19 protein-coding genes are annotated in these 19,924 nt (G+C 65.3%); 8 read left to right on the top strand and 11 right to left on the bottom strand.

Annotated features, from left to right (window positions below; genetic code table 11):
* Positions 1–232, top strand: a 232-nt coding sequence (locus B7X49_RS12395) for a hypothetical protein (RefSeq protein ID WP_286839561.1), incomplete at its 5' end; no start/stop codon positions are given.
* A gap of 106 nt (positions 233–338) precedes the next feature.
* Here B7X49_RS12395 and B7X49_RS12390 read toward each other — a convergent pair.
* Complete coding sequence (locus B7X49_RS12390; RefSeq protein WP_286703771.1) at positions 339–1,004, bottom strand: YggS family pyridoxal phosphate-dependent enzyme; 666 nt, start codon at positions 1,002–1,004, stop codon at positions 339–341.
* On the opposite strand from B7X49_RS12390, the gene B7X49_RS12385 reads away from it, so the two are divergent.
* The 7 genes from B7X49_RS12385 (at position 1,003) to B7X49_RS12355 (ending at position 9,196) form a co-directional block, all read left to right on the top strand.
* Positions 1,003–1,587: a thiamine phosphate synthase gene (locus tag B7X49_RS12385; RefSeq protein WP_286703772.1), complete on the top strand. Its 585-nt coding sequence runs from the start codon at positions 1,003–1,005 to the stop codon at positions 1,585–1,587. The two genes, B7X49_RS12390 and B7X49_RS12385, sit on opposite strands and share 2 nt — an antisense overlap.
* Before the next feature lie 207 nt (positions 1,588–1,794).
* The gene (locus tag B7X49_RS12380; protein ID WP_286703773.1) at positions 1,795–3,132 is read left to right on the top strand and encodes a porin; all 1,338 of its coding nucleotides are present in this window, start codon (positions 1,795–1,797) and stop codon (positions 3,130–3,132) included.
* Between the two features lie 512 nt (positions 3,133–3,644).
* Positions 3,645–3,884: a DUF3576 domain-containing protein gene (locus tag B7X49_RS12375; protein ID WP_286839558.1), complete on the top strand. Its 240-nt coding sequence runs from the start codon at positions 3,645–3,647 to the stop codon at positions 3,882–3,884.
* A 4-nt stretch (positions 3,885–3,888) separates the two neighbouring features.
* Positions 3,889–6,501, top strand: coding sequence for a leucine--tRNA ligase (leuS, locus tag B7X49_RS12370; RefSeq protein WP_286703775.1), 2,613 nt, complete (start codon positions 3,889–3,891; stop codon positions 6,499–6,501).
* A complete protein-coding gene (locus B7X49_RS12365) occupies positions 6,494–7,009 on the top strand; it encodes a hypothetical protein (protein WP_286703776.1) in 516 nt (171 codons plus the stop codon). Before leuS ends, B7X49_RS12365 begins: the two co-directional genes overlap by 8 nt.
* 215 nt (positions 7,010–7,224) lie before the next feature.
* Positions 7,225–8,226 carry a DNA polymerase III subunit delta gene (gene holA / locus B7X49_RS12360; RefSeq protein WP_286703777.1) on the top strand — a complete coding sequence of 334 codons (1,002 nt, stop codon included), beginning with the start codon at positions 7,225–7,227 and terminating at the stop codon, positions 8,224–8,226.
* 202 nt (positions 8,227–8,428) lie between these two features.
* Entirely contained in the window at positions 8,429–9,196 is a 768-nt protein-coding gene (locus B7X49_RS12355) for an N-formylglutamate amidohydrolase (protein WP_286703778.1), read from the top strand.
* Here the strand turns inward: B7X49_RS12355 and puuE are convergent.
* The 10 genes from puuE to xdhA all read right to left on the bottom strand — a co-directional run bounded on the left by puuE (position 9,193) and on the right by xdhA (position 19,916).
* The gene (gene puuE / locus B7X49_RS12350) at positions 9,193–10,110 is read right to left on the bottom strand and encodes an allantoinase PuuE (RefSeq protein WP_286703779.1); all 918 of its coding nucleotides are present in this window, start codon (positions 10,108–10,110) and stop codon (positions 9,193–9,195) included. The genes B7X49_RS12355 and puuE overlap by 4 nt on opposite strands.
* Positions 10,107–11,345 (bottom strand): M20/M25/M40 family metallo-hydrolase, encoded by a 1,239-nt coding sequence (locus B7X49_RS12345; protein ID WP_286703780.1) that lies wholly within the window; start codon positions 11,343–11,345, stop codon positions 10,107–10,109. The genes puuE and B7X49_RS12345 overlap by 4 nt, the downstream gene beginning before the upstream one ends.
* Entirely contained in the window at positions 11,342–11,512 is a 171-nt protein-coding gene (locus tag B7X49_RS12340) for a hypothetical protein (RefSeq protein WP_286703781.1), read from the bottom strand. Before B7X49_RS12340 ends, B7X49_RS12345 begins: the two co-directional genes overlap by 4 nt.
* A gap of 45 nt (positions 11,513–11,557) precedes the next feature.
* Positions 11,558–12,892 carry a guanine deaminase gene (gene guaD / locus B7X49_RS12335; RefSeq protein WP_286703782.1) on the bottom strand — a complete coding sequence of 445 codons (1,335 nt, stop codon included), beginning with the start codon at positions 12,890–12,892 and terminating at the stop codon, positions 11,558–11,560.
* Positions 12,893–12,971: 79 nt separating this feature from the next.
* Positions 12,972–13,490 carry a 2-oxo-4-hydroxy-4-carboxy-5-ureidoimidazoline decarboxylase gene (gene uraD, locus B7X49_RS12330; RefSeq protein WP_286839554.1) on the bottom strand — a complete coding sequence of 173 codons (519 nt, stop codon included), beginning with the start codon at positions 13,488–13,490 and terminating at the stop codon, positions 12,972–12,974.
* The gene (locus tag B7X49_RS12325; RefSeq protein ID WP_286703784.1) at positions 13,487–14,683 is read right to left on the bottom strand and encodes a urate hydroxylase PuuD; all 1,197 of its coding nucleotides are present in this window, start codon (positions 14,681–14,683) and stop codon (positions 13,487–13,489) included. The genes uraD and B7X49_RS12325 overlap by 4 nt, the downstream gene beginning before the upstream one ends.
* Before the next feature lie 9 nt (positions 14,684–14,692).
* On the bottom strand, positions 14,693–15,025 hold the full coding sequence (uraH, locus tag B7X49_RS12320) for a hydroxyisourate hydrolase (protein ID WP_286703785.1): 333 nt from the start codon (positions 15,023–15,025) through the stop codon (positions 14,693–14,695).
* Between the two features lie 90 nt (positions 15,026–15,115).
* The gene (gene xdhC, locus B7X49_RS12315) at positions 15,116–15,976 is read right to left on the bottom strand and encodes a xanthine dehydrogenase accessory protein XdhC (protein ID WP_286703786.1); all 861 of its coding nucleotides are present in this window, start codon (positions 15,974–15,976) and stop codon (positions 15,116–15,118) included.
* Complete coding sequence (gene xdhB / locus B7X49_RS12310) at positions 15,973–18,381, bottom strand: xanthine dehydrogenase molybdopterin binding subunit (RefSeq protein ID WP_286839550.1); 2,409 nt, start codon at positions 18,379–18,381, stop codon at positions 15,973–15,975. Before xdhB ends, xdhC begins: the two co-directional genes overlap by 4 nt.
* Positions 18,378–19,916, bottom strand: coding sequence for a xanthine dehydrogenase small subunit (xdhA, locus tag B7X49_RS12305; protein WP_286703788.1), 1,539 nt, complete (start codon positions 19,914–19,916; stop codon positions 18,378–18,380). Before xdhA ends, xdhB begins: the two co-directional genes overlap by 4 nt.
* Positions 19,917–19,924 lie beyond the last annotated feature (8 nt).

Genomic DNA, 19,924 nt, shown 5'->3' with positions numbered 1-19,924 from the left:
ACCGTCATCGCAAACCTCCTCCAGGGAAGTTCAGCGAATCATACCCGCCCGAGCCGCGACAAATCACTTTCGAGTCAACGGAACCTCAGGTTGGTATTATACCAACCGGAAAATGACCCGTAACATTTCGCTGTACCAACAACTTGGCTTTGCGATCGATCATGAGGAGGTCAAGGACGATGGCCGCACGATCGTTCATATGAGCCGATCGATCGCCGCGATCGACCGATAATGCCGCGCATCTATGATGTGGTTACCGCCCCATCCACCGCACTATACTGACGAATAAAAGTTTTTTGCTACTTTTTTACAAAAAAGTAGGCCTTGCTTCCCCCGCCTTACCGCCCGCCAAACAAGGCGGACCCGATCCGCACCTGCGTCGCCCCGCAGGCGATGGCGATTTCGAAATCATCCGACATGCCGATCGAGCGAACCGGCAGGCCGTGGTGATCGGCCATCGCCACGAGATCGCGGAAATATGGTGCCGGGTCCTGCCCGACCGGCGGGATGGCCATGAGCCCTAGCAGCGCGGCGCCGAAGCGGGCGCGCATGGCGCGGATGAATGCATCGGCCTCGGCGCGCGCGACGCCGGCTTTTTGCGGTTCATCGCCGATGTTGATCTGCACCAGCAGGTTCGGCATCGACCCTTCCCGCTCGGCGGCGGCGGCGAGGGCGTCGGCGAGTTTGGGGCGGTCGAGCGTTTCGATCTGGTCGAACAGCAGAACGGCGTCGCGTGCCTTGTTGGTTTGCAGCGGGCCGATCAGGTGCAGGTCGATGTCGGGGTGGGTCACCCGCAGTGGCGGGAATTTCAGCGCGGCTTCCTGGACGCGGTTTTCGCCGAACACCAACTGGCCTGCGGCGAGGGCGGCCTCGATCGCGGTGGCGGGTTTGGTTTTCGAAACCGCGATCAGCGTGACCGCGCGCCCGGCGGCGGCCTGGGTGATGCGGCGGTTGAGGGCAGCGATGGTTGCGGCGATGTCGGGAATCGGATGATCATCGGTCATGGATCAACACCTGATCAGCCTGGCCCGCGCGGTCAAGCGCCGGCGGCGGGCGCGGCATCCGACTTTGTGGCTGTTTAGCGATGAACGTCGCCAGCCTGATCTGTTGGCCGCGATTGCGGCGCTGCCGCGCGGGATCAGCGGCGTGGTGTTCCGCCATGACGGTGCGCCCGGCCGGGCGGCGCTGGCGCGACAGGTGGCGGCGCTGTGTCGGAGCCGGCGGATCACGCTGGTGATTGCCGGCGATTGGCGGCTGGCAGCCGCGTTGGGTGCGGGGGTGCATTTGCGGGGCGGCGTGCCGCCGCGGGCGCGTTATCGCGGCGCGGTCAACACCGCTTCGGCGCATGATTGTGGGCAAATGATCGCGGCGCGGGGGGTGCTTGCGTCGCTGGTGTTTCTATCGCCGGCATTCGCAACGGCGAGTCATCCGGGTGCGGGTGCGCTGGGGCCGGTGCGATGGGCGGCGCTGGCACGGCGTTGCCGCGTGCCGGTCCTGGCGCTGGGCGGCGTGACAGGCGTGGTCGGGCGGCGGTTTGGGGAAGGTTGCGGCGGGTTCGGCGCGATCGAGGCCCTGTCATCTGAGTGACATATACTGTGGCATCGAAACAACAGGCGATCGAAATAGCCGAAAACAGCGGTTCGGCATGTTGCTTCCGTCTCGGTAAATGCGTTTTATCCGCTCGCACGCTTCCGACGTCTGTATTTTGGCGCGGTAGTGAAAAGGTTGATGTTGAAGCATTGGCCGGGTCGAAAACAGGGTTAACGCCGGGAGACCGGCAACATGGAGGTTTATATGCGCAAATTCCTACTGGCCTCGGTGGCCACGTTGGGCATGGTAGCCGGAGCAACCGGTGCCGCGCACGCACAGGCAGCCACGCCGCCGAAGCCGGGCACGCTGGTCGTTCATTTGAACGGTTTGTTCACGTACCAGCTCGATGCCGTTGGCTCCTCGGTCAACAGCTATGGCGGCTACAAGCTGAACCCGATCGCCAACGAAGGGTTCCTGCGCCTGTATCCCGGTTTTGATGCGATGACGACCGGCGGGTTCGAATACGGTGTCGCTTCGGAAATTCGCGATGCGTACACCAATCCCGGTCAGGGCGAGCAGGAAAACGCTGTCGCCAACGGTGCCGCGAACGGTACGGAATCGCTCGTGATCCGCCGCGCCTATGCCTATTTGGGCACCAAGGAAGCCGGCATCGTGCGGATCGGCCAGGGCGATGGCCCCTGGACTCTGATGCAGGATGGCGTGTTTGAAAACTTCGGCGATGGCAATCAGTGGAACTCGGACGGCGGCATCGGTTCGATCGTGCCGAGCGCTGCGCACCCGACCTGGCTGTTCTCCGATACCGGCGCGCTCTATACCTCGCTCAAAATCGTGTACCTCACGCCGACCTTCGCCGGTTTCAACGCGGGTATCGGCTTTGAGCCGAATTCGAACGGTATCAAGGAAGGTCTCGCCGCCTGCACCGTGGCGCAGAGCACTTGCGCGGCCCTCGCCAGCGCGCCTGGTGGCGCCGGCAGCGCCCGCCGCAAGAATACGCTCGACGCGATGGTTCAGTATACCGGCGAATTCAGTGGCGTTGGCGTGAAGGTTTCGGGCGGGTACATCAAGTCCTCGCCGATCGGCAACAGCACGGGGTCTTCGATCGAGACGATCGTGTCACCGGAGACCGGCGCAATCACGCATGAGACCGGCTACAAGGGTCTGGGCATCGCCACCGTTGGTGGTCAGATTTCCTACGCGGGGTTCATGGTTGGCGCGAACGCGAAGGACGGCCAGGTCAACAACGGCTACACCTTCCTGCTCCCCGGCCAGCGTAACGCCTTTGATTGGCTGGTCAGCGCCGAATACACCGCCGGCCCGGCCACCGTCGGCGCCTACTACTTCAACAACCAGAGCGCCGGTGCGCATCTGCCGGGTAACGGCGTCGGCCGTACCGAGCAGGACAATGGTGTTGCGGTCGGTGCCAACTACGCCGTCACCCCGAACCTCGGTCTGTTCGTCACCTATCTGTATGGCCAGCGCAAGCAGTACGGCTTCGACTTCGCCAACAGCAAGACCAACACCACCGTGGGCAACCGCATGCACAGCCAGGCGATCGGCGCGGGTGCCGCTCTCAAGTGGTAATCTGACGATCGGCTGATACGCCGAACCAATAACGGGGGCGACGGTGTGAGCCGTCGCCCCCTTTTTTGTGGTCGGTCGCACTCGGGTCACGGATGCACGGTTTATTTCAAAAAACAGCGCCCTGCCTGCTCGTGTCTCACTTGCCCTTGGCGTCAGGCGGCAGCAAGGCTAAACACCCCACAGTGTCGCGCAGACTTCCTGCTGCGACTGAGCGGAGATGAACGTGCGGCTTCACAGCAAACTGGTCACAAAGCGTTTCAACCAAGGCCCGGCGCTGGTATTTCTGGCGGTCGCGGCCCTCGGTCTTGCTTCATGCAGCAGCAGCAAACCGTTGACGGCCGCACAGGTCAACAACCCGCAGACGCAGTACACCCCGCCCGCGATGAACCATCCCGGCGGCGGCCTGGGCAACCTGCTCACGCTCGGCGGCGGTGGGCATGCCGCGCCGGGTGGCTCGGCGACCGGTGTTGCGGTCAACGCCTATTTGTGGCGCGCCTCGCTCGTTCGCCGGCGTGATCATCACGGATTGGTATTCGCCGCCCGCGACGCCGAACGAGCGTTTCAAGGCGACGGCGTATGTGCTGGGCAGCATGCTCTCGGCCAACGATGTGAAAGTGTCGATTTTCCGCCAGATCCGCCAGGGTGGCGACTGGGTCGATCAACCGGTCGATCCGGCAACCACCAACGGCATCGAGGATCGCATCCTGGCCCGGGCCGCGCAACTCAAGGCGGCCGGGCAGTTGAACGGCTGAACGGATGGACCAGAACCAGCCCGATCTGGCGCCCGATCAAGGCTCCGACCACGCCTATGACTTCCGGGCGGCCGAGCCGCGCTGGCAGGCGGCATGGGCCGCGGCCGGGTGCTTCACCACGACCGACCAGCCGAGCGGCACGCGGCCGAAATGCTACGTTCTGGAAATGTTTCCCTATCCATCCGGCAAAATCCACATCGGTCATGTGCGGAACTACGCGATCGGCGATGTGATCGCGCGGACCCGCCGCGCCCAGGGGTTCGATGTGCTGCACCCGATGGGGTGGGATGCGTTTGGCCTGCCGGCGGAAAACGCGGCGCGTGAGCGCGGCGTCGATCCCGCGCAATGGACGCATCAGAACATCGAAGCGATGCGCGACGACCTCAAACTGGTGGGCCTGTCGATCGACTGGTCGCGCGAATTCGCCACCTGCGACCCCGAATATTACGGCCAGCAGCAAAAGATCTTTCTGGATTTCTGGCGCGCGGGCCTCGCCTACCGGCGGGAGTCGGCGGTCAACTGGGACCCGGTCGATCTCACCGTGCTGGCGAACGAACAGGTGATCGACGGGCGCGGCTGGAAATCCGGCGCGCTGGTCGAAAAGCGCAAGCTGCGCCAATGGTTTTTCAAGATCACCGAATTCGCCGAAGATCTGCTCGCCGGGCTCGATACGCTCGACCGCTGGCCGGAGCGGGTGCGCACCATGCAGCGCAACTGGATCGGGCGGAGCGAAGGCGCGAATGTGTCCTTCGCCCTCGCCACCCCGCTGGACGGCATCGATCACGTCAAGGTCTATACGACGCGGCCGGATACGCTGTTCGGCATGAGTTTCCTCGCGATCGCGCCGGATCATCCGCTGGCGACCACGGTTGCGGCCCGGAACGCCGAGGCCGCCGCCTTCATCGCCGATTGCCAGAGCAGCGGCACGTCCGAAGCCGCGATCGAAGCCGCGGAAAAGCGCGGGTTCGATACCGGTCTGCGGGTGAAACACCCGTTCACCGCCGCGACCTATCCGGTGTGGATCGCGAATTTCGTGCTGATGGAATACGGCACCGGCGCGATTTTCGGCTGCCCGGCGCATGACCAGCGCGACCTTGATTTCGCCCGCAAATACGGGCTCGACGTGACCGTGGTCGTCGCGGCCAAAGGCGAGCCGGCGGCCGAGGTCGGCACCGTCGCGCTGACCGGCGATGGCGTGATCGTGGCATCCGACTTCCTCGATAGGCTCGATGTCGCTGCCGCCAAAACGCGCGTCATCGCCGAGCTGGAACAGCGCGGCATCGGCCAGGGCGTGGTGAACTGGCGCCTGCGCGACTGGGGCGTGTCGCGCCAGCGCGCCTGGGGTTGCCCGATCCCGGTGATCCATTGCGAAATCTGCGGCACGGTGCCGGTACCGGCCAAGGATTTGCCGGTGCGCCTGCCCGATGATCTGCCGTTCGACCGGCCGGGCAACGCGCTCGATCATCACCCGACCTGGAAGCACGTCGCCTGCCCGCAATGCGGGGCGGCGGCCCTGCGCGAGACCGACACGTTCGATACCTTCGTCGACAGTTCGTGGTATTTCGCCCGGTTCTGCGCCCCCCATGCCGAAACCCCGACCGATGTGGCGGCGACGAAGCATTGGATGCCGGTCGATCAATATATCGGCGGCATTGAACACGCGATCCTGCACCTGCTGTATGCGCGGTTCTTCACCAGGGCGATGCACCGGCTTGGCCATGTCGGGGTCGATGAGCCCTTCGCCGGGCTGTTCACCCAGGGCATGGTGACGCATGAGAGCTATAAATCCGAAGACGGCCGCTGGCTCTACCCCGATGAGGTGGTCAAGCACAGCGATGGTACGGCGACCAGCAACGGACGGCCCGTGATCGTCGGCCCGATCGAGAAAATGTCGAAATCCAAGCGCAACACGGTCGATCCCAGCGTGGTGATCGAGCGGTTCGGCGCGGATGCGGCGCGCTGGTTCACCCTGTCGGACAATCCGCCGGAGCGCGATGTCGAATGGACCGAGGCCGGGGCGCAGGGCGCGTTCCGCTTCGTGCAGCGCCTCTTTCGGCTCGCCCGCAGCCTGACGCAGGATGCACCCGATGCCACGCCGCTCGATCAGGCCAGCGGTGCCGCGCGCGTGCTGCGCCAGGCCACCCACCGGGCGATCGCCGGGGTGACCGAAGCGATCGATGGGTTCGCCTTCAACGTGGCGATCGCGCGGCTCTATGAGTTGAGCAACGCGATCACCGATGCCGAGGCCAAGGCCGCACCCGGCATGGCAGCGGCACGGCGCGAAGCGGTGACGGCGCTGATCCGCCTCGCAGCGCCGATCATTCCGCATGTCGCCGAGGAAGCCCATGCGTTGATCGAACCCGGCGCGCCGCTGGTGGCGGACCTGCCGTGGCTGACCGCCGCGGCTGATCTGCTGCGGCGCGATCGGGTGACGCTCGCGGTCCAGATCATGGGCAAGCTGCGCGGCACGATCGACCTCGCACCGGGGGCGGATGCGGCAACCGCGATCGCGGCCGCGATGGCCGAGCCGAAAATCGCGCAGGCGCTCGACGGTGTCACCATCGTCAAGCGCATCCATGTGCCGGACCGGATTTTGAATTTCGTGATCCGTGCGTAGGTACCTCGCCCTACCCTGCGTGCTGGCCCTGTCGGCCTGCGGCTTTCACCCGCTGTACGGCCCGCAGGCCGGCCAGCCCGCGCGCATCGCGGCGCAGATGGATGAAATCGACATCGCACCGCTGGCCGATCGCCAGGGCCAGTTGATGCACCAGGCGCTGGAAGCGGCGTTGCAGCGCGATGGCGCGCCCAGCTACTATCGCTATCACCTGACGGTGCAGTACGGGATTTCGGTGCAGATCATCGGCGTGCAGCAGGATACCTCGAACACGCGCAACCGCTTCCTCGCCACCGCGCATTGGGAACTCACGCCCGAAGGCAATTTGACCACGGCGCTCGCCAAAGGCAACGCCCAGGCGATGGACGCGGAAAACATCATCGACAACCAGTATTTCGCCAACACGCTTGATGGCGGCATCATGCGCCACCAGCTGGCGCGCGAACTGGCCAACCAGATCGCGATGCAGTTGGCACTCTATTTCCGCGCTCACCCCGATCATGGGGCGTAGTGCCGGGCCGTTGGGGTGGTGCCGTTTGGGAAGCAAGATCAGGGGGCTTTGCCCCCCGAACCCCCCACTAAGGGCGGAGCCAGCGGGCATCTTGCCCGCGGGGCCTTTAACGGGGTCCAGGGGCGGAGGAGCCGAAGGTTCCAGCGATGCTCTTCATCGCTGGAATGGCTCCGGAGGGAGCGCCCCTGGCCTTTCTTCTCAAACGGCACCACCCCATGAAACTAGACGCGCGCCAGGCCGATCGGTTTCTGGCCGACCCCGGCGCCACCCGTTTGGTACTGATCTACGGCCCGGACACCTCCCTGGTTACCGACCGGGCGCGCGCCCTGGCCAGGCGCATCGCCGGCTCGCTCGACGATCCGTTCCGGCTTGCCGAGCTTGATGCGGAGCAGGCGGATCGGCTGCCGGAGGAAGCGACTGCGCAGGCATTCGGCGGCGGGCGCAAGGTGATTTTGATCCGCGATGTCGGCGACAAGCAGGCACCCTCGTTCGAGGCGGCACTTGCCACACGGGGCGATGCCCTGGTCATCGCGACCGGCGGCGACCTCAACGGCCGCTCGAAACTGCGCACGCTCGCCGAAAAGCACAGTGACGCCGCCGCGATCGCCTGCTACATCCCCGATGCTGCGGCGCGCGGCCCGATGCTGGAAACCGCCTTGCGCGCCGCCGGGGTCGGCATCGCGCGCGACGCGCTGACCCTCGCCGCCGGGCGGCTGGGCGGTGAATCCGGCGCGCTGGCCGATGCCGCCGAACGCCTCATTCTCTACGCCGGCCCCGGCGGCACGATCACCATCGCCGATATCGACGCCGTGCTCGACGACCAGGGCACCGCCTCGATGCATGATGCGATCGACGCAGCGCTCGGCGGCAACCCAAGGGCGGCCGACCACGCCATCAGCCTCGCGATCGATGAGGGCGCGGCGGCGGTGGCGATCCTTCGGGTGCTGCTGACCGAGCTTTCCGGCCTGCGCCTGATGGCGGAGGCGATCGCGCACGGTGCCAACCCGCGCGACGCGCTCGCGGCCCGCCGGCCGCCGGTGTTTTTCCGCCGCCAGGGTGCGGTGATCAAGGCCGCCGGCATCTGGCGCGAACCCGCGATTATCGCCGCGATCGACCGTGCTCTGCGTGCCGAAGCCGATTGCAAACGCACCGGCAGCGTGCCGGAGGCGATCGCGCGGCAGACGCTGCTGGGGTTGGCGCAGCGGGCGCGGGGGTAGAAGGCGAAGGGTAAGGGAAGAGTCTTCTTTTTTGTGAACAAAAAAGAAGCAAAAAAAACTTCGTTAATCTGGGCCCGTGCCTTTGAAAACGCCCGTGCCCCAGAGTCGGAAAGTTTTTTGCTTCTTTTTTACAAAAAAGAAGCCTTCCCTTCCCTCACGCCCAACCTCGCCTCCCGGCCCAAAACCCGATACTCTCCCACCCATGCTACTCCCCGACGAACCGCCGCCCTGCCGCCACCTCTACCCCGACGCGACCAGCGCCTTCCTGCTCACCGCCGATCATGCGGGGCGCCGCATTCCCAATGCGCTCGGCGACCTCGGCGTGAGCGAGGCCGAACGCCAGCGGCATATCGGCTGGGATATCGGCATCGCCGGCGTGACCGAACAACTCGCGCTACAGCTCGGTGCCACCGCGATTTTGCAGACTTATTCGCGCTTGGTGATCGATTGCAACCGCTCGCCGGCGGCACCGAGCGCCTTTCCCGAGGTTTCCGAAGCGACCCCGATCCCCGGCAATCACGGCCTGGACGATGCGGCGAAACACGCAAGGATGCAGGCGATCTTCGCGCCCTATCACAGCATGATCGCCGGCGAGATCGCGGCCCGCAGCGCGCGCGGCCAACGAACGATCTATATTGCCATGCATAGTTTCACGCCGGTCTTTCACGGCCACGCGCGGCCGATGCACGCCGCCGTGCTGTTCAACCGCAACCCTCGCTTTTCACTGATCCTGGCCGATCTGCTGCGCGCGGAGGGCGATCTGATCGTCACGGAAAACGACCCCTATGCGGTCTCGGATGCAACCGACTACGGCGTGCCGGTGCACGCCGAACGCAACGGGCTCGATTACGCCGAACTCGAAATCCGCCAGGATCTGATTGCAACCAAAGCCGCCGAGGCCGCCTGGGCAACCCGCCTCGCCCGCCTGCTGCCGCGCGCGCTCGAACAACTCGAACAGTCCGCGCGTTAGCCCGGCGGGTGAACCGCACGCCAATGCCGCGCGATGTCGATCCGCCGCGCAACCCACACATCGGGTTGCGCCGCGACGTGGTCGATAAAGCGCGCCAGCGCCGCCGCCCGCCCCGGCCGACCGGCAAGGCGGCAGTGCAAGCCGACGCTCAGCATTTTCGGACTGCCGGCGCGGCCCTCATGCAGCAGCCAATCGAAACTGTCGCGCAGATAGGCGAAGAAATCATCGCCGGAGGCGTAACCGGGGCTGGTGGCAAACCTCATGTCATTGGCATCGAGCGTGTAGGGAATGACCAGGTGGCTGCCGTTCGCCGCAGCGACCCAATAGGGCAGATCATCGGCATAGCTGTCCGATGAATAGGCGAAACAATCCTGCGCCATCACCAGCTCACGCGTGTTCATCGAGCAACGGCCAAGGTAAAACCCGCTCGGTGCCGCGCCGGTAATGCGCGTATGCAGCGCAATCGCCTCGCGCAGATGCGCCGCCTCGACGGCGCGCGGAACATCGCGATAATCGATCCATTTGAGCCCGTGGGACGCGATTTCCCAGCCGGCCTCCTGCATCGCCGCGACCTGCTCGGGACCGCGCATCAGGGCGGTGGCGACGCCATACACCGTAACCGGGATCTGCCGGCCGGTGAACAGCCGCCAGAGCCGCCAGAACCCGGCGCGCGCGCCATATTCATACACCGATTCCATGTTCCAGTGCCGCGCGTTCGGCCAGGGCGCCGCACCGGGAATCTCCGACAGAAACGCCTCGGACGCCGCATCCCCGTGCAGGATATTGTTCTCGCCGCCCTCCTCGTAATTGACCACGAACTGCACGCATATCCTGGCCCCGCCCGGCCATTGCGGATCGGGCGGGGTGCGCCCGTATCCCGCCAGATCGCGCGGATAGGGCGCGGCCAAGCTCATGGCGTCGCGCCGAACAGCTCCGCAAGCGTCAGCGCCACGACTTCGGTGGCTTTGTACAAATCGCTCAACGGCAGTTTTTCATCCGCCCGATGCGCGTTCGCCTCTTCGATCGTGTGCGGCCCGGCGCCATACAGCACGATCGGCACGCCGGCGGCGGCATAATGCCGCGCATCGGTATAGAGTGGCACGCCCTTGGCGGTGACGGTTTCGCCCATGATCCGTGAGGCGTGGCGGCATAGCAGCGTGGTCAGCGCGGCCGCCCCCGCCGCGGGAACCAGCGGCTCGGCGAGCAGAATCCGGCGGACCGTCACGGTCGCGCCCGGCACCGCCCGCACCGACTGCTCGATGATCGCGCGCAATTCCGCCTCGACCGTTGCGGGATTTTCCTCAGGGATCATGCGCCGGTCGAGCCGGAACGTGACGCGATCGGGCACGACATTGGTGTTGATGCCGCCCTTGATCAGCCCGACCGTGAGTTGCGGACTGCCGATGCCGCCGATCGCGGATGTGGTCTCGGCCAGGATCGGGCGCTGGGCATATAGCGCGGCCAGAACGGCGGTGCTCGCTTCCAGCGCATCGATGCCGGTGAACGGCATGGCGGCATGCGCCGAGCGGCCCTCGACCTGCACTTCAAGATGCAGGCAGCCATTATGGGCATTGACCACGGCATAGGAAAATCCGGCACCGATCGCGAGGTCGGGTTTCGAAATCCCCTCCTCCAGCAAAAGCCCGGGCCCGATCGCACCGCCGGCTTCCTCGTCATAGGTGAAATGCAGCTCGATGGCGCCGTGCAGCGGTCCATCGAGCGCGATCAACGCGAGCAGCGCCCAGGTATAGGTCGCGAAATCGGATTTCGACACCGCAACCCCGCGCCCGAACATCCAGCCATCCTCGATCGTCGCGCCATAGGGATCATGCGTCCAGCCATCACCCGGCGGCACCACGTCGCCATGCGCATTGAGGGCGACGACCGGCCCCGGGCCGAAGCGATGGCGCACCACCAGGTTGGTCGCGCTGATCATGCCGGTTTCGCCAGCGCGCGCGGCCGGCACGACATGGCGTTCGACGGTGAGGCCCAGCCCCTCCAGCAATTGTGCCGCAACCTCGGCGTGGCCCGCGCAATCGCCGGGCGGATTGTCGGACGGTGCGCGGACCAGCGCCGCCAGGAATTCGGTCTGGCGTGCGCGCTCGCCGTGCAGAAAGGTCGCGATCGTGGTGGCAGCTTGCTGGGTCACTGGGATGGTCCTTGATTGGAAACGCGGGGATCAAAACGGGTCAGAAAATCGGTCAGCACGGCAACGGCGAGCGCCGCATCCCCGGCCGTGATGAACGCGGCCGGGTGGTGACTGATGCCGAATTTGCAGCGGATAAACAACATCGCAAACGGACCGCGATCGATCATGGCCCGTGCATCGACCCGGTGCTCCGGCCTCGAATTGCGGCGCGGTCATGCCGCAACGCCCGCCGGATCATCCCGATCGTGCTGCTTGTGCCCGGCCACATAGGTCGCCCGCACCACCCGATCGGACCCGAGGGTCATCAGCACGAACAACAACTCCTCCAGCGAGGTGACAAACTCGTGCCGCGCCGCCAGCAGAGGCGTCGCCTTCGGGTCGAGTACGACCAGATCGGCATCCTGCCCCGGCGCGATGCGCCCGATATGCTGCGCCTGATCGATCGCGCGGGCGGAGCCGAGGGTCGCGAGATAAAACGCCTGATGCGGGCTTAGCGCATCGTCGCGCAACTGCGCGATCTTGTAGGCCTCGGCCAGCGTTGCCAGCGGTGAAAAATTCGTCCCGGCACCGAGGTCGGACCCCAGCGCGGTACGCACCGGATTGGCCGAAACCAGCGCGCGCTTCAGATTGAACAGACCAGAGCCGAGAAACAGGTTGGAGGTCGGGCAATGCACCACCGTCGCCTCCGCTTCCGCGAGCCGCGCCCATTCGCGCTCGCTCAGGTGAATCGCATGGCCGAACAGGCAGCGCCGGCCGACCAGCCCGAACCGGTCGTACACATCGAGATAATCGCGGCTCGCAGGAAACAAATCGGCAACCCAGGCGAGTTCCGCACGATTCTCCGAAAGATGGGTCTGCATGTAAAGCCCATCGATCTCGCGGCGCAACGTGCCCGCGAGCTCGAGCTGCGCCTCGGTGCTGGTCGGCGCGAAGCGCGGTGTGACGGCGTAGAACAGCCGCCCGTGGCCGTGCCAGCGCGCGGCGAGACGCTTTGATTGGTCGTAACCACTCTGTGCGGTATCACGCAGACCCACCGGCGCATTGCGATCCATCAACACCTTGCCGGCACCGGTGCGCAGCCCGAGTTTCGATGCTTCTTCGAAATAGGCATCGACCGATTCCGGATGTACCGTGCAATAGGTGATCGGCGTCGTCACGCCTGCGCGCAACGACTCGCGTAAAAATGCCTTTGCTACAATGCGCGCGAAATCGATATCGCCGTAGCGCTGTTCTGTTTCGAAGACGTAGTGATTGAGCCAGTCGAGCAACTGGCGCCCGTGCGCGCCGATCATCGGCATCTGCGGATAATGCACATGGGCGTCGATAAATCCCGGCATGATCAGATGATCGGGGTAGTGCACCGGCACCACGCCCGCGGGCAGCACCGCCGGATCATGCGCCCCCGCACTGCGGATACGGCCGCGATCGATCAGGATCAGCCCATCGGATTCATAATGAAAGCACGAGGGGTCATCCACCTCGAACGGGTTGCCGGTGTAGCTCAAAAAAGGACCGCGCAGCGCAGATACCATGGTGATAGACCGCATTCAGATGTTGGACCGAATTGCGCCGCGCGCCGGCAGATCGCGCGGTGCCGTCATAGTAGAACAGGTGAGCGCCGCTGGTTCAGCGCGCGGGCTCTCTTAACTGTTGCAGGCGAAACCACGCAATGCGGCCGATCTCTTCAAGCGCAATGGTCATCTCGGTTGGCGGATCGTTGCCGAGCCGCTGTTCGAGCCGTTCGATGATCGCGGGCGCATCCTTCTGCCCCCGCACCGCAATGATGAAGGGAAACCCGAAACGCTCCCGGTAGCGGCGGTTGAGGAATGCCAGCTGCTCCGCGCTTTCAGGCGTGAGCCGATCGAAACCGGCGAAGCTCTGCTCGCTCGATGAATGATCGGTCAGGTGTCCACCCTGCCCGAGTTCCGGATGGGCGCGGAGCAGTCGCAAACGCCTTTCTGGATCAGCATCACGCGCCAGCCTCTGCATTGTCCCCGCCAGAACCTCGATCGTTGCAAATGGCCGGCATTGTGCCGCCTGCTCGGCGACCCAGGGCGAGTGCTCGTAAACAGCGGCCAGCGTGGTCGAAAATCCAGCAGCACTCATGCGATTGAGCGCCTCGATCATGTCGGGCTCGCGGCTCATTTCGCACCGGCCCGAAACCACGCGCCGATCTCGCCGCGTTCTTCCTTGGTGATATGGGTGATGTTGCCCGGTGGCATCGACTTTGCCTGAACCGCCTGCTGGTCGATCAAGGCCGCGTGCTGCTGCACCTCGGCCGCGGTATCGAACATCAACCCTGCCGGCGCGCTCGCCATCAGGCGCGGGTGCGCGGCATGGCAGGCGGCGCAACGCTGCCGCACGATCGGCATGATGGCAGCGGTTTTCACGATCGGCGCATTCCCCGCCTGCGCCGGGCCGGGCAGGCTGAGGTCGCCGGCTGGAGCCACCAGAATGATCACCGCAACGAACAGTGCCGCCGCAACCGCCGGCAGTCTCCAATCCTGGCGACCGGTATGGCGCAGGACGAAATACTGGCGGATCAGCGCGCCGCCGATCATCGCCAGCCACAAATTCAACCAACTCGCCGAACCGCCATACAGCATGCTGAAGTGGCTGCTCAGCATGGCGAACACCACCGGCAGGGTGAAATACGTGTTGTGCACCGAACGCTGCTTGCCGCGCTTGCCCGGCATCGGGTCCGGTGTCTCGCCGCGTGCCAGCGCATCGACCATCTTGCGCTGGCCTGGAATGATCAGAAAGAACACGTTGGCCGACATGATCGTACCCAGCATGGCACCAACGATCAGAAACGCCGCCTGTGCCGAAAACAGATGCGTCGAAACATAGCAGGCGACAGCTACGAACACGGCGATCACGATGCCGAGCACCAGATCGTTCGCACCCAGCAGGCGGCACGCCGCATCATACACAACCCAACCGGCCAGCAGAAAACCGAGCACCGCAATCGCCGCGGTCAGCGGCGTGAGCGCGGCGACCGCAGGGTCGATCAGATAAGCGCCCGGCTGGAGCAGGTACATCACCGTCAGCAACGAAAACCCCGATAGCCACGTGGCGTAGGATTTCCATTTCGACCAGTGCAGATCAGCCGGCATGCGCGGCGGCGAGACCAGATATTTCTGCGAATGATAGAACCCGCCGCCATGCACCGCCCAAAGCTCGCCGAACACGCCGCGCTGCTGTGCCGCCGCGTCATCGGGTTTGTGCAGGCTGTTATCGAGCATCACGAAATAGAACGATTCCCCGATCCACGCGATCGCCGCGATCACATGGAGCCAGATCAACAGGGCCATCGCCCAGCCGGTCAGGTAACTCATCATCTGGGTTCAGCTTCCACGGTAGGTGGTGTAGCTCCACGGCGATGCCAGGAGCGGAATGTGATAATGCGGCTGTGCCGTATCGATCCCGACACGCAGAACGATGTCGCTGAGAAATGCAGGCGCTGCCGATGGGTTTGCGAAATACGGCCCCATTACGAACACCAGATCGTACACGCCGCTCGCAAGATCGCCGCTCGCCAGCGTTGCCCGGCCGTTGGCGTCCGTCACCGCGCTGGCCACCGGTATTGCGGGTGCTGCCACACTCTGCAGCCGCACCGTGACCCCGCCCGCCGGGCGGCCGTTCGCGGTGTCGAGAATATGGGTCGTCAAACTGGTCATGCTGGTCTCCGGTGATCGCTGATCCCGCACTTATCACGCCGGCGGATGACGCGATGAGCGCAAATGCCGATCATAAGCGCATTCGTATGATCATTCGGTCCGCGCCCCGCACAGTGCCGTCGTGCCGCACGTCTCGCACCCGGCGGCGGCCAGTATCGGAGCGATCGATGCAGTGCCGGGCTGCGCCGGACATGCCTGAAGCAATTGTGCAGCGATCGCCAAGGCCAGGACTGCCGGCTGCTTGCCCGCAATCCCGGCAACCCCGATCGGACAGGTCAGCCGCTCGATCACGCTTTGCGAAAAACCCCGCCGCCGCCAGCGATGTTCAAACCGCGCCCGCTTGGTCGCCGAGCCGATCAGCCCGACATAGGCCGCATCGCCCCGCTGCAACGCCGCCGCGGTAATCTCCGCATCCAGCGCGTGGCTATGCGTCATCACCAGAAACAGGCTCCCCGCCGGTGCGTCTGCGACAGCACAAGCCGGGTCGGCGACCAGCCGCCGCTCGAGCCGCGCCGCACCACCGAAATGATACGCCGGCATCGCCTCCTCGCGGCAATCGATCCAGTCGATCGAACACGGCAACCCCGCCAGCACCGCGACCAGCGCCCGCCCGACATGACCCGCGCCATGCAGTTGCAAATGAAACAACGCAGGCTCCGGCGGCAGATGCGAGGCAAACCAGGGCAGATACCGCAGGCTCACCACCCCGCCGCAGCACTGGCCAAGCTGCGGTCCCAGCGCTGCGGTTTCCGAAACTGCCGTGGCACGGGCAGGATCATCCCGCCACACCATCAGCAACCGCCGCGCCGTCGCCACCGCGCCATATTCAAGCTGACCACCGCCGATGCTGCCCTCGGTATCGCCCAACCGCACCAGCATCCGCGCCCCCGGCTCGCGCGGTGCCGAACCCAGCACCGTCGATATTTCGATGCAAACACCCAACGGTATCACGGCCGCACCGCATCGAGCGAGGCGATCGCATCGAGCACTGCTTCAGGCGTCGCCGGCGCGCGCAAATCCGGGTCGGCGCCCGGCCCACCGATTGCGGCAATCGCATCGCGAATCGCAAGCAGCACTGAAAATGCCAGCAACATCGGCGGCTCACCGACCGCCTTCGAGCGATGAATGGTGGGCTCGGCGTTCGGGTTATCGAACAATCTGGTGTGCAGTGCCGCCGGGCAATCGTTCGCGGTGGGAATCTTGTAGGTGCTGGGCGCATGGGTCAGCAACCGCCCATCGGTTGCGTGCCACACCAGCTCTTCGGTGGTCAGCCAACCCATGCTTTGAATGAAACCGCCTTCGATCTGCCCGATATCGATCGCGGGGTTCAGCGAGCGCCCGGCATCGTGCAGAATATCCGCGCGCAGCAGCGAAACCTCGCCGGTCAGCGTATCAATGATCACCTCGCTCACCGCAGCACCATAGGCGAAGTAGTAGAACGGCCGCCCGTGCAAACCCTTCGGATTCCAGTGCACTTTCGGCGTCGCGTAAAATCCGTCGCTCCACAGCTGCACCCGCGCCTCATAGGCCTGGCGCACCAGGGTTGCGAACGCCAGCGCGATCCCACTGACCCGCACCACGTCATTGGCAAACTGGACATCGGCGGCCTCACCGCCATGGCGGGCCGCCGCGAATTCGGCGAGCCGGTTGCGAATCGTCATCGCCGCATCCCGCGCCGCCATGCCGTTCAGATCAGCGCCGGTCGATGCCGCGGTGGCCGAAGTATTGGCGATTTTCGACGTATCGGTGGCACTGCAACGCACCGCCGCAAACCCGATGCCCAGCGCATCCGCCACCACCTGCGCCACCTTGGTGTTCAGCCCCTGCCCCATCTCGGTGCCGCCATGGTTCACCAGCACGCTGCCATCGGCGTACACATGCACCAATGCGCCCGCCTGGTTGAGATGCGGCACGTTGAACGAAATGCCGAATTTCACCGGCGTCAGCGCAATCCCTTTTTTCAGTACGGAATTAGAACGGTTGAACGCAGCGACCGCCGCAACCCGCCCTTGGTAATCCGCCTGCGCCACCAATTCATCGACCAGCGCCGCAATCACATTATCCTCGACCGTCTGGCGATACGGCGTGACGTTGCGGCTCGCCACCCCATAGAAATTCGCCCGTCGCACAGCGAGCGGATCACGCCCGAGATGCCGCGCAATCCGGTCCATCACAATCTCGATCAGCAACGCCCCCTGCGGCCCGCCGAACCCGCGAAACGCCGTGTTGCTCTGGGTATTGGTGCGCGCGACAAACCCGTTGATCGCGACCTCCGGCAGATAATACGCGTTATCCAGATGGCACAGCGCGCGCGTCATCACCGCACCCGAAAGATCCGCCGAATGCCCGCCATTGGCGATCAGCGTCGCCTCGATGCCGGTAATCCGGCCGTCGTCATCGAATGCGACATCGTAATCATATTCGAACGGATGCCGCCGCCCGGTCATGATGAAATCATCATCGCGATCGAGCCGCAGCTTCACCGGCCTGCCCAGCCGCGCCGCGGCAATGCTGGCACAGCACGCGAACAGCCCCGATTGCGATTCCTTGCCGCCGAAGCCGCCGCCCATCCGCCGGCATTCGACCAGCACCTGATGGCTGCGCCAACCCAGCGCATGGGCGATCAGATGCTGCATTTCACTCGGATGCTGGGTGGAGCACAGCACGCGCAGCCCCTGATTCTCGGCGGGCAGCGCGTAGGCGATCTGCCCCTCCAGATAAAACTGCTCCTGCCCGCCCAGGCTGAACTGCCCGCCAAGCCGATGCGGCGCCGCGGCCAGCGCGGCCGCCAGCGCGCCCGGCGCTGATTCGCGGATCAGGCTTGCCGGCGGCAGCAGCGCATCACCGCGCGCATAGGCTTCACGCGCCGTCAGCACCGGTGTTGCCGGTTCGATATCGAGGCACGGGCCGATCCGCGCGGCGGCCTGACGCGCAAGATCACGCGCGGTCGCAACGATCAGCGCCACCGGCTGCCCCCGATAGCGCAGCGTGCCATCGGCCAGAATCGGATCGTCATGGATCACCGGGCCGCAATCGTTCGCCCCTGGAATATCCGCCGCCGTCAACACCGCGACCACGCCCGGCATGGCGAGCAGTGCTGCCCGATCGATCGATCGCAGCACACCCGAAGCGACCGGCGAGGGCGCAAGGGCCGCATGCAGCGTGCCCGCGGCTTCCGGCACGTCGTCGACATAGGGCGCCGCCCCGGCGACATGCAGATGCGCCGATTCATGCGCGGCACTGATCCCCACCCGCCCGCCGGCGCGTAGCGCCGCCGCCTCGCCCGCATCGAGCACCAGCGGAATATCGCGGGCAAATCCGCACGCAGCGCGATCCGGGCTGAAATCCTGGTTCATGCCACCCCCGCCATCGCGAATTGACGCACCCGCACCGAAGCCGCCGGCAGCGGGGCGGCGCTGCGCGTCTCCAGCCAGAACCGCCACAGCAGGTTCCGCGCGACAAGCCGCCGATACCCGCGGCTCGCCCGCAAATCGGAGAGCGGCGCGAAATCCTCATCCAGCGCCGCCATCGCCGCCCGGACCGCAGCTTCGCCCCACACCGCCCCGTGCAGCGCCGCCTCGGCGTGCCGGGCGCGCCGCACCGTCGCCGCCATGCCGCCGAACGCGAGCCGAACACGGCTGATCGTCTCACCCTCGAGCGTCACCGCCAAGCCGCAACTGAGCGCGGAAATATCGCAATCGAACCGTTTCGATATCTTATACGCCCGCATCCTGGTATCAGGGTCCGGCAACGGTACCAGAATCGCGCGCAGAAACTCGCCTTTCGCCAGATCGTTGCGCATATAATCCAAATAAAACGCATCGAGCGGCACCTCCCGGGATTGCGCGCCATGCTGCAACACCAGTCGCGCATCCATCGCCATCAAAACGGGTGCCGCATCGCCGATCGGCGAGCCATTGGCGACATTGCCGCCCATCGTGCCGGCATGGCGCACCGGCGGCCCGGCAAACCGCAGCGCCATTTCGCCCAAAGCCGGCTCCAGCCCGATCAGCGCCGCCCAGGCGGCTTCCAGCGTCGCCCCGGCGCCGATCCGCAGCACATCGCCCTCGCGCTCAATGCAGCGGAGCGCAGCAACATCGCCGAGATAGAGCAGATCCCCGACATCGCGGAACTGCTTGTTCACCCACAGCCCGATATCGGTCGCCCCGGCCAGCAAAGTCGCCTCCGGCCGTTCGGCGTACCAGGCCGCCAGCGCATCGACCTCGCGCGGCGCATAAAACCGCGCGCCCGGCCCCTGCTGACCGGCCGCGGCATAACTCAACCCCGCGCCGGTCTCCGCCGCAACCGCCCGCAGCGCCGCCTCGATCGGCGCGGTATCCAGCGTCGCCGGCGGCAAGGTGAACATGCGCGCGGCGGCATCGAGGATCGGGCGATATCCGGTGCAGCGGCACAAATTCCCCGCCAGATCATGCGCAATCGCCGCCCGGTCCGGCGTGGTCTGCGCCGCCTGATGGCGCAGATAGGTCGCGAACAGCGACATCACGAAGCCCGGCGTGCAGAAACCGCATTGCGAACCATGGCAATCCACCATCGCCTGCTGCACCGGGTGCAAGGCCCGATCGGTCAGCCCCGCCAGATCCTCGATGGTCAACAGCGCCTTGCCATGCAGCGTCGGCAAGAACCGGATGCACGCATTGATCGGCCGCAACACCAGATTGCCCGCCCGAATGCCGCCCGCATCCCCCGCCTCATCGGCAAGTTCCGCGACGATCACGGTGCACGCGCCGCAATCCCCCTCGGCACAACCCTCCTTGGTGCCGGTTCGCCGCACAGCACCGCGCAGCCACGCCAGCACGGTCGCGGTGATCGGTTGATCAGCGACCCTGACGATCCGGTTGTCGAAGTAAAAACTGATCGGCTGCTGCATCATGTCCTGAT

The sequence above is a fragment of the Acidiphilium sp. 34-64-41 genome (genome assembly GCF_002282635.1).
Lineage (GTDB): Bacteria > Pseudomonadota > Alphaproteobacteria > Acetobacterales > Acetobacteraceae > Acidiphilium > Acidiphilium rubrum.
The sequence above is the reverse complement of the archived record's forward strand: the minus strand, read 5'-3'. Positions and strand labels throughout refer to the sequence as shown.

Coding starts and splice junctions, on each gene's coding strand:
- B7X49_RS12385 (WP_286703772.1), top strand. CDS start 1,003: ATGGATCAACACCTGATCAGCCTGGCCCGCGCGGTCAAGCGCCGGCGG.
- B7X49_RS12390 (WP_286703771.1), bottom strand. CDS start 1,004: ATGACCGATGATCATCCGATTCCCGACATCGCCGCAACCATCGCTGCC.
- B7X49_RS12380 (WP_286703773.1), top strand. CDS start 1,795: ATGCGCAAATTCCTACTGGCCTCGGTGGCCACGTTGGGCATGGTAGCC.
- leuS (WP_286703775.1), top strand. CDS start 3,889: ATGGACCAGAACCAGCCCGATCTGGCGCCCGATCAAGGCTCCGACCAC.
- holA (WP_286703777.1), top strand. CDS start 7,225: ATGAAACTAGACGCGCGCCAGGCCGATCGGTTTCTGGCCGACCCCGGC.
- B7X49_RS12355 (WP_286703778.1), top strand. CDS start 8,429: ATGCTACTCCCCGACGAACCGCCGCCCTGCCGCCACCTCTACCCCGAC.
- puuE (WP_286703779.1), bottom strand. CDS start 10,110: ATGAGCTTGGCCGCGCCCTATCCGCGCGATCTGGCGGGATACGGGCGC.
- B7X49_RS12340 (WP_286703781.1), bottom strand. CDS start 11,512: ATGATCGATCGCGGTCCGTTTGCGATGTTGTTTATCCGCTGCAAATTC.
- guaD (WP_286703782.1), bottom strand. CDS start 12,892: ATGCGGTCTATCACCATGGTATCTGCGCTGCGCGGTCCTTTTTTGAGC.
- uraD (WP_286839554.1), bottom strand. CDS start 13,490: ATGAGCCGCGAGCCCGACATGATCGAGGCGCTCAATCGCATGAGTGCT.
- B7X49_RS12325 (WP_286703784.1), bottom strand. CDS start 14,683: ATGAGTTACCTGACCGGCTGGGCGATGGCCCTGTTGATCTGGCTCCAT.
- uraH (WP_286703785.1), bottom strand. CDS start 15,025: ATGACCAGTTTGACGACCCATATTCTCGACACCGCGAACGGCCGCCCG.
- xdhB (WP_286839550.1), bottom strand. CDS start 18,381: ATGAACCAGGATTTCAGCCCGGATCGCGCTGCGTGCGGATTTGCCCGC.
- xdhA (WP_286703788.1), bottom strand. CDS start 19,916: ATGATGCAGCAGCCGATCAGTTTTTACTTCGACAACCGGATCGTCAGG.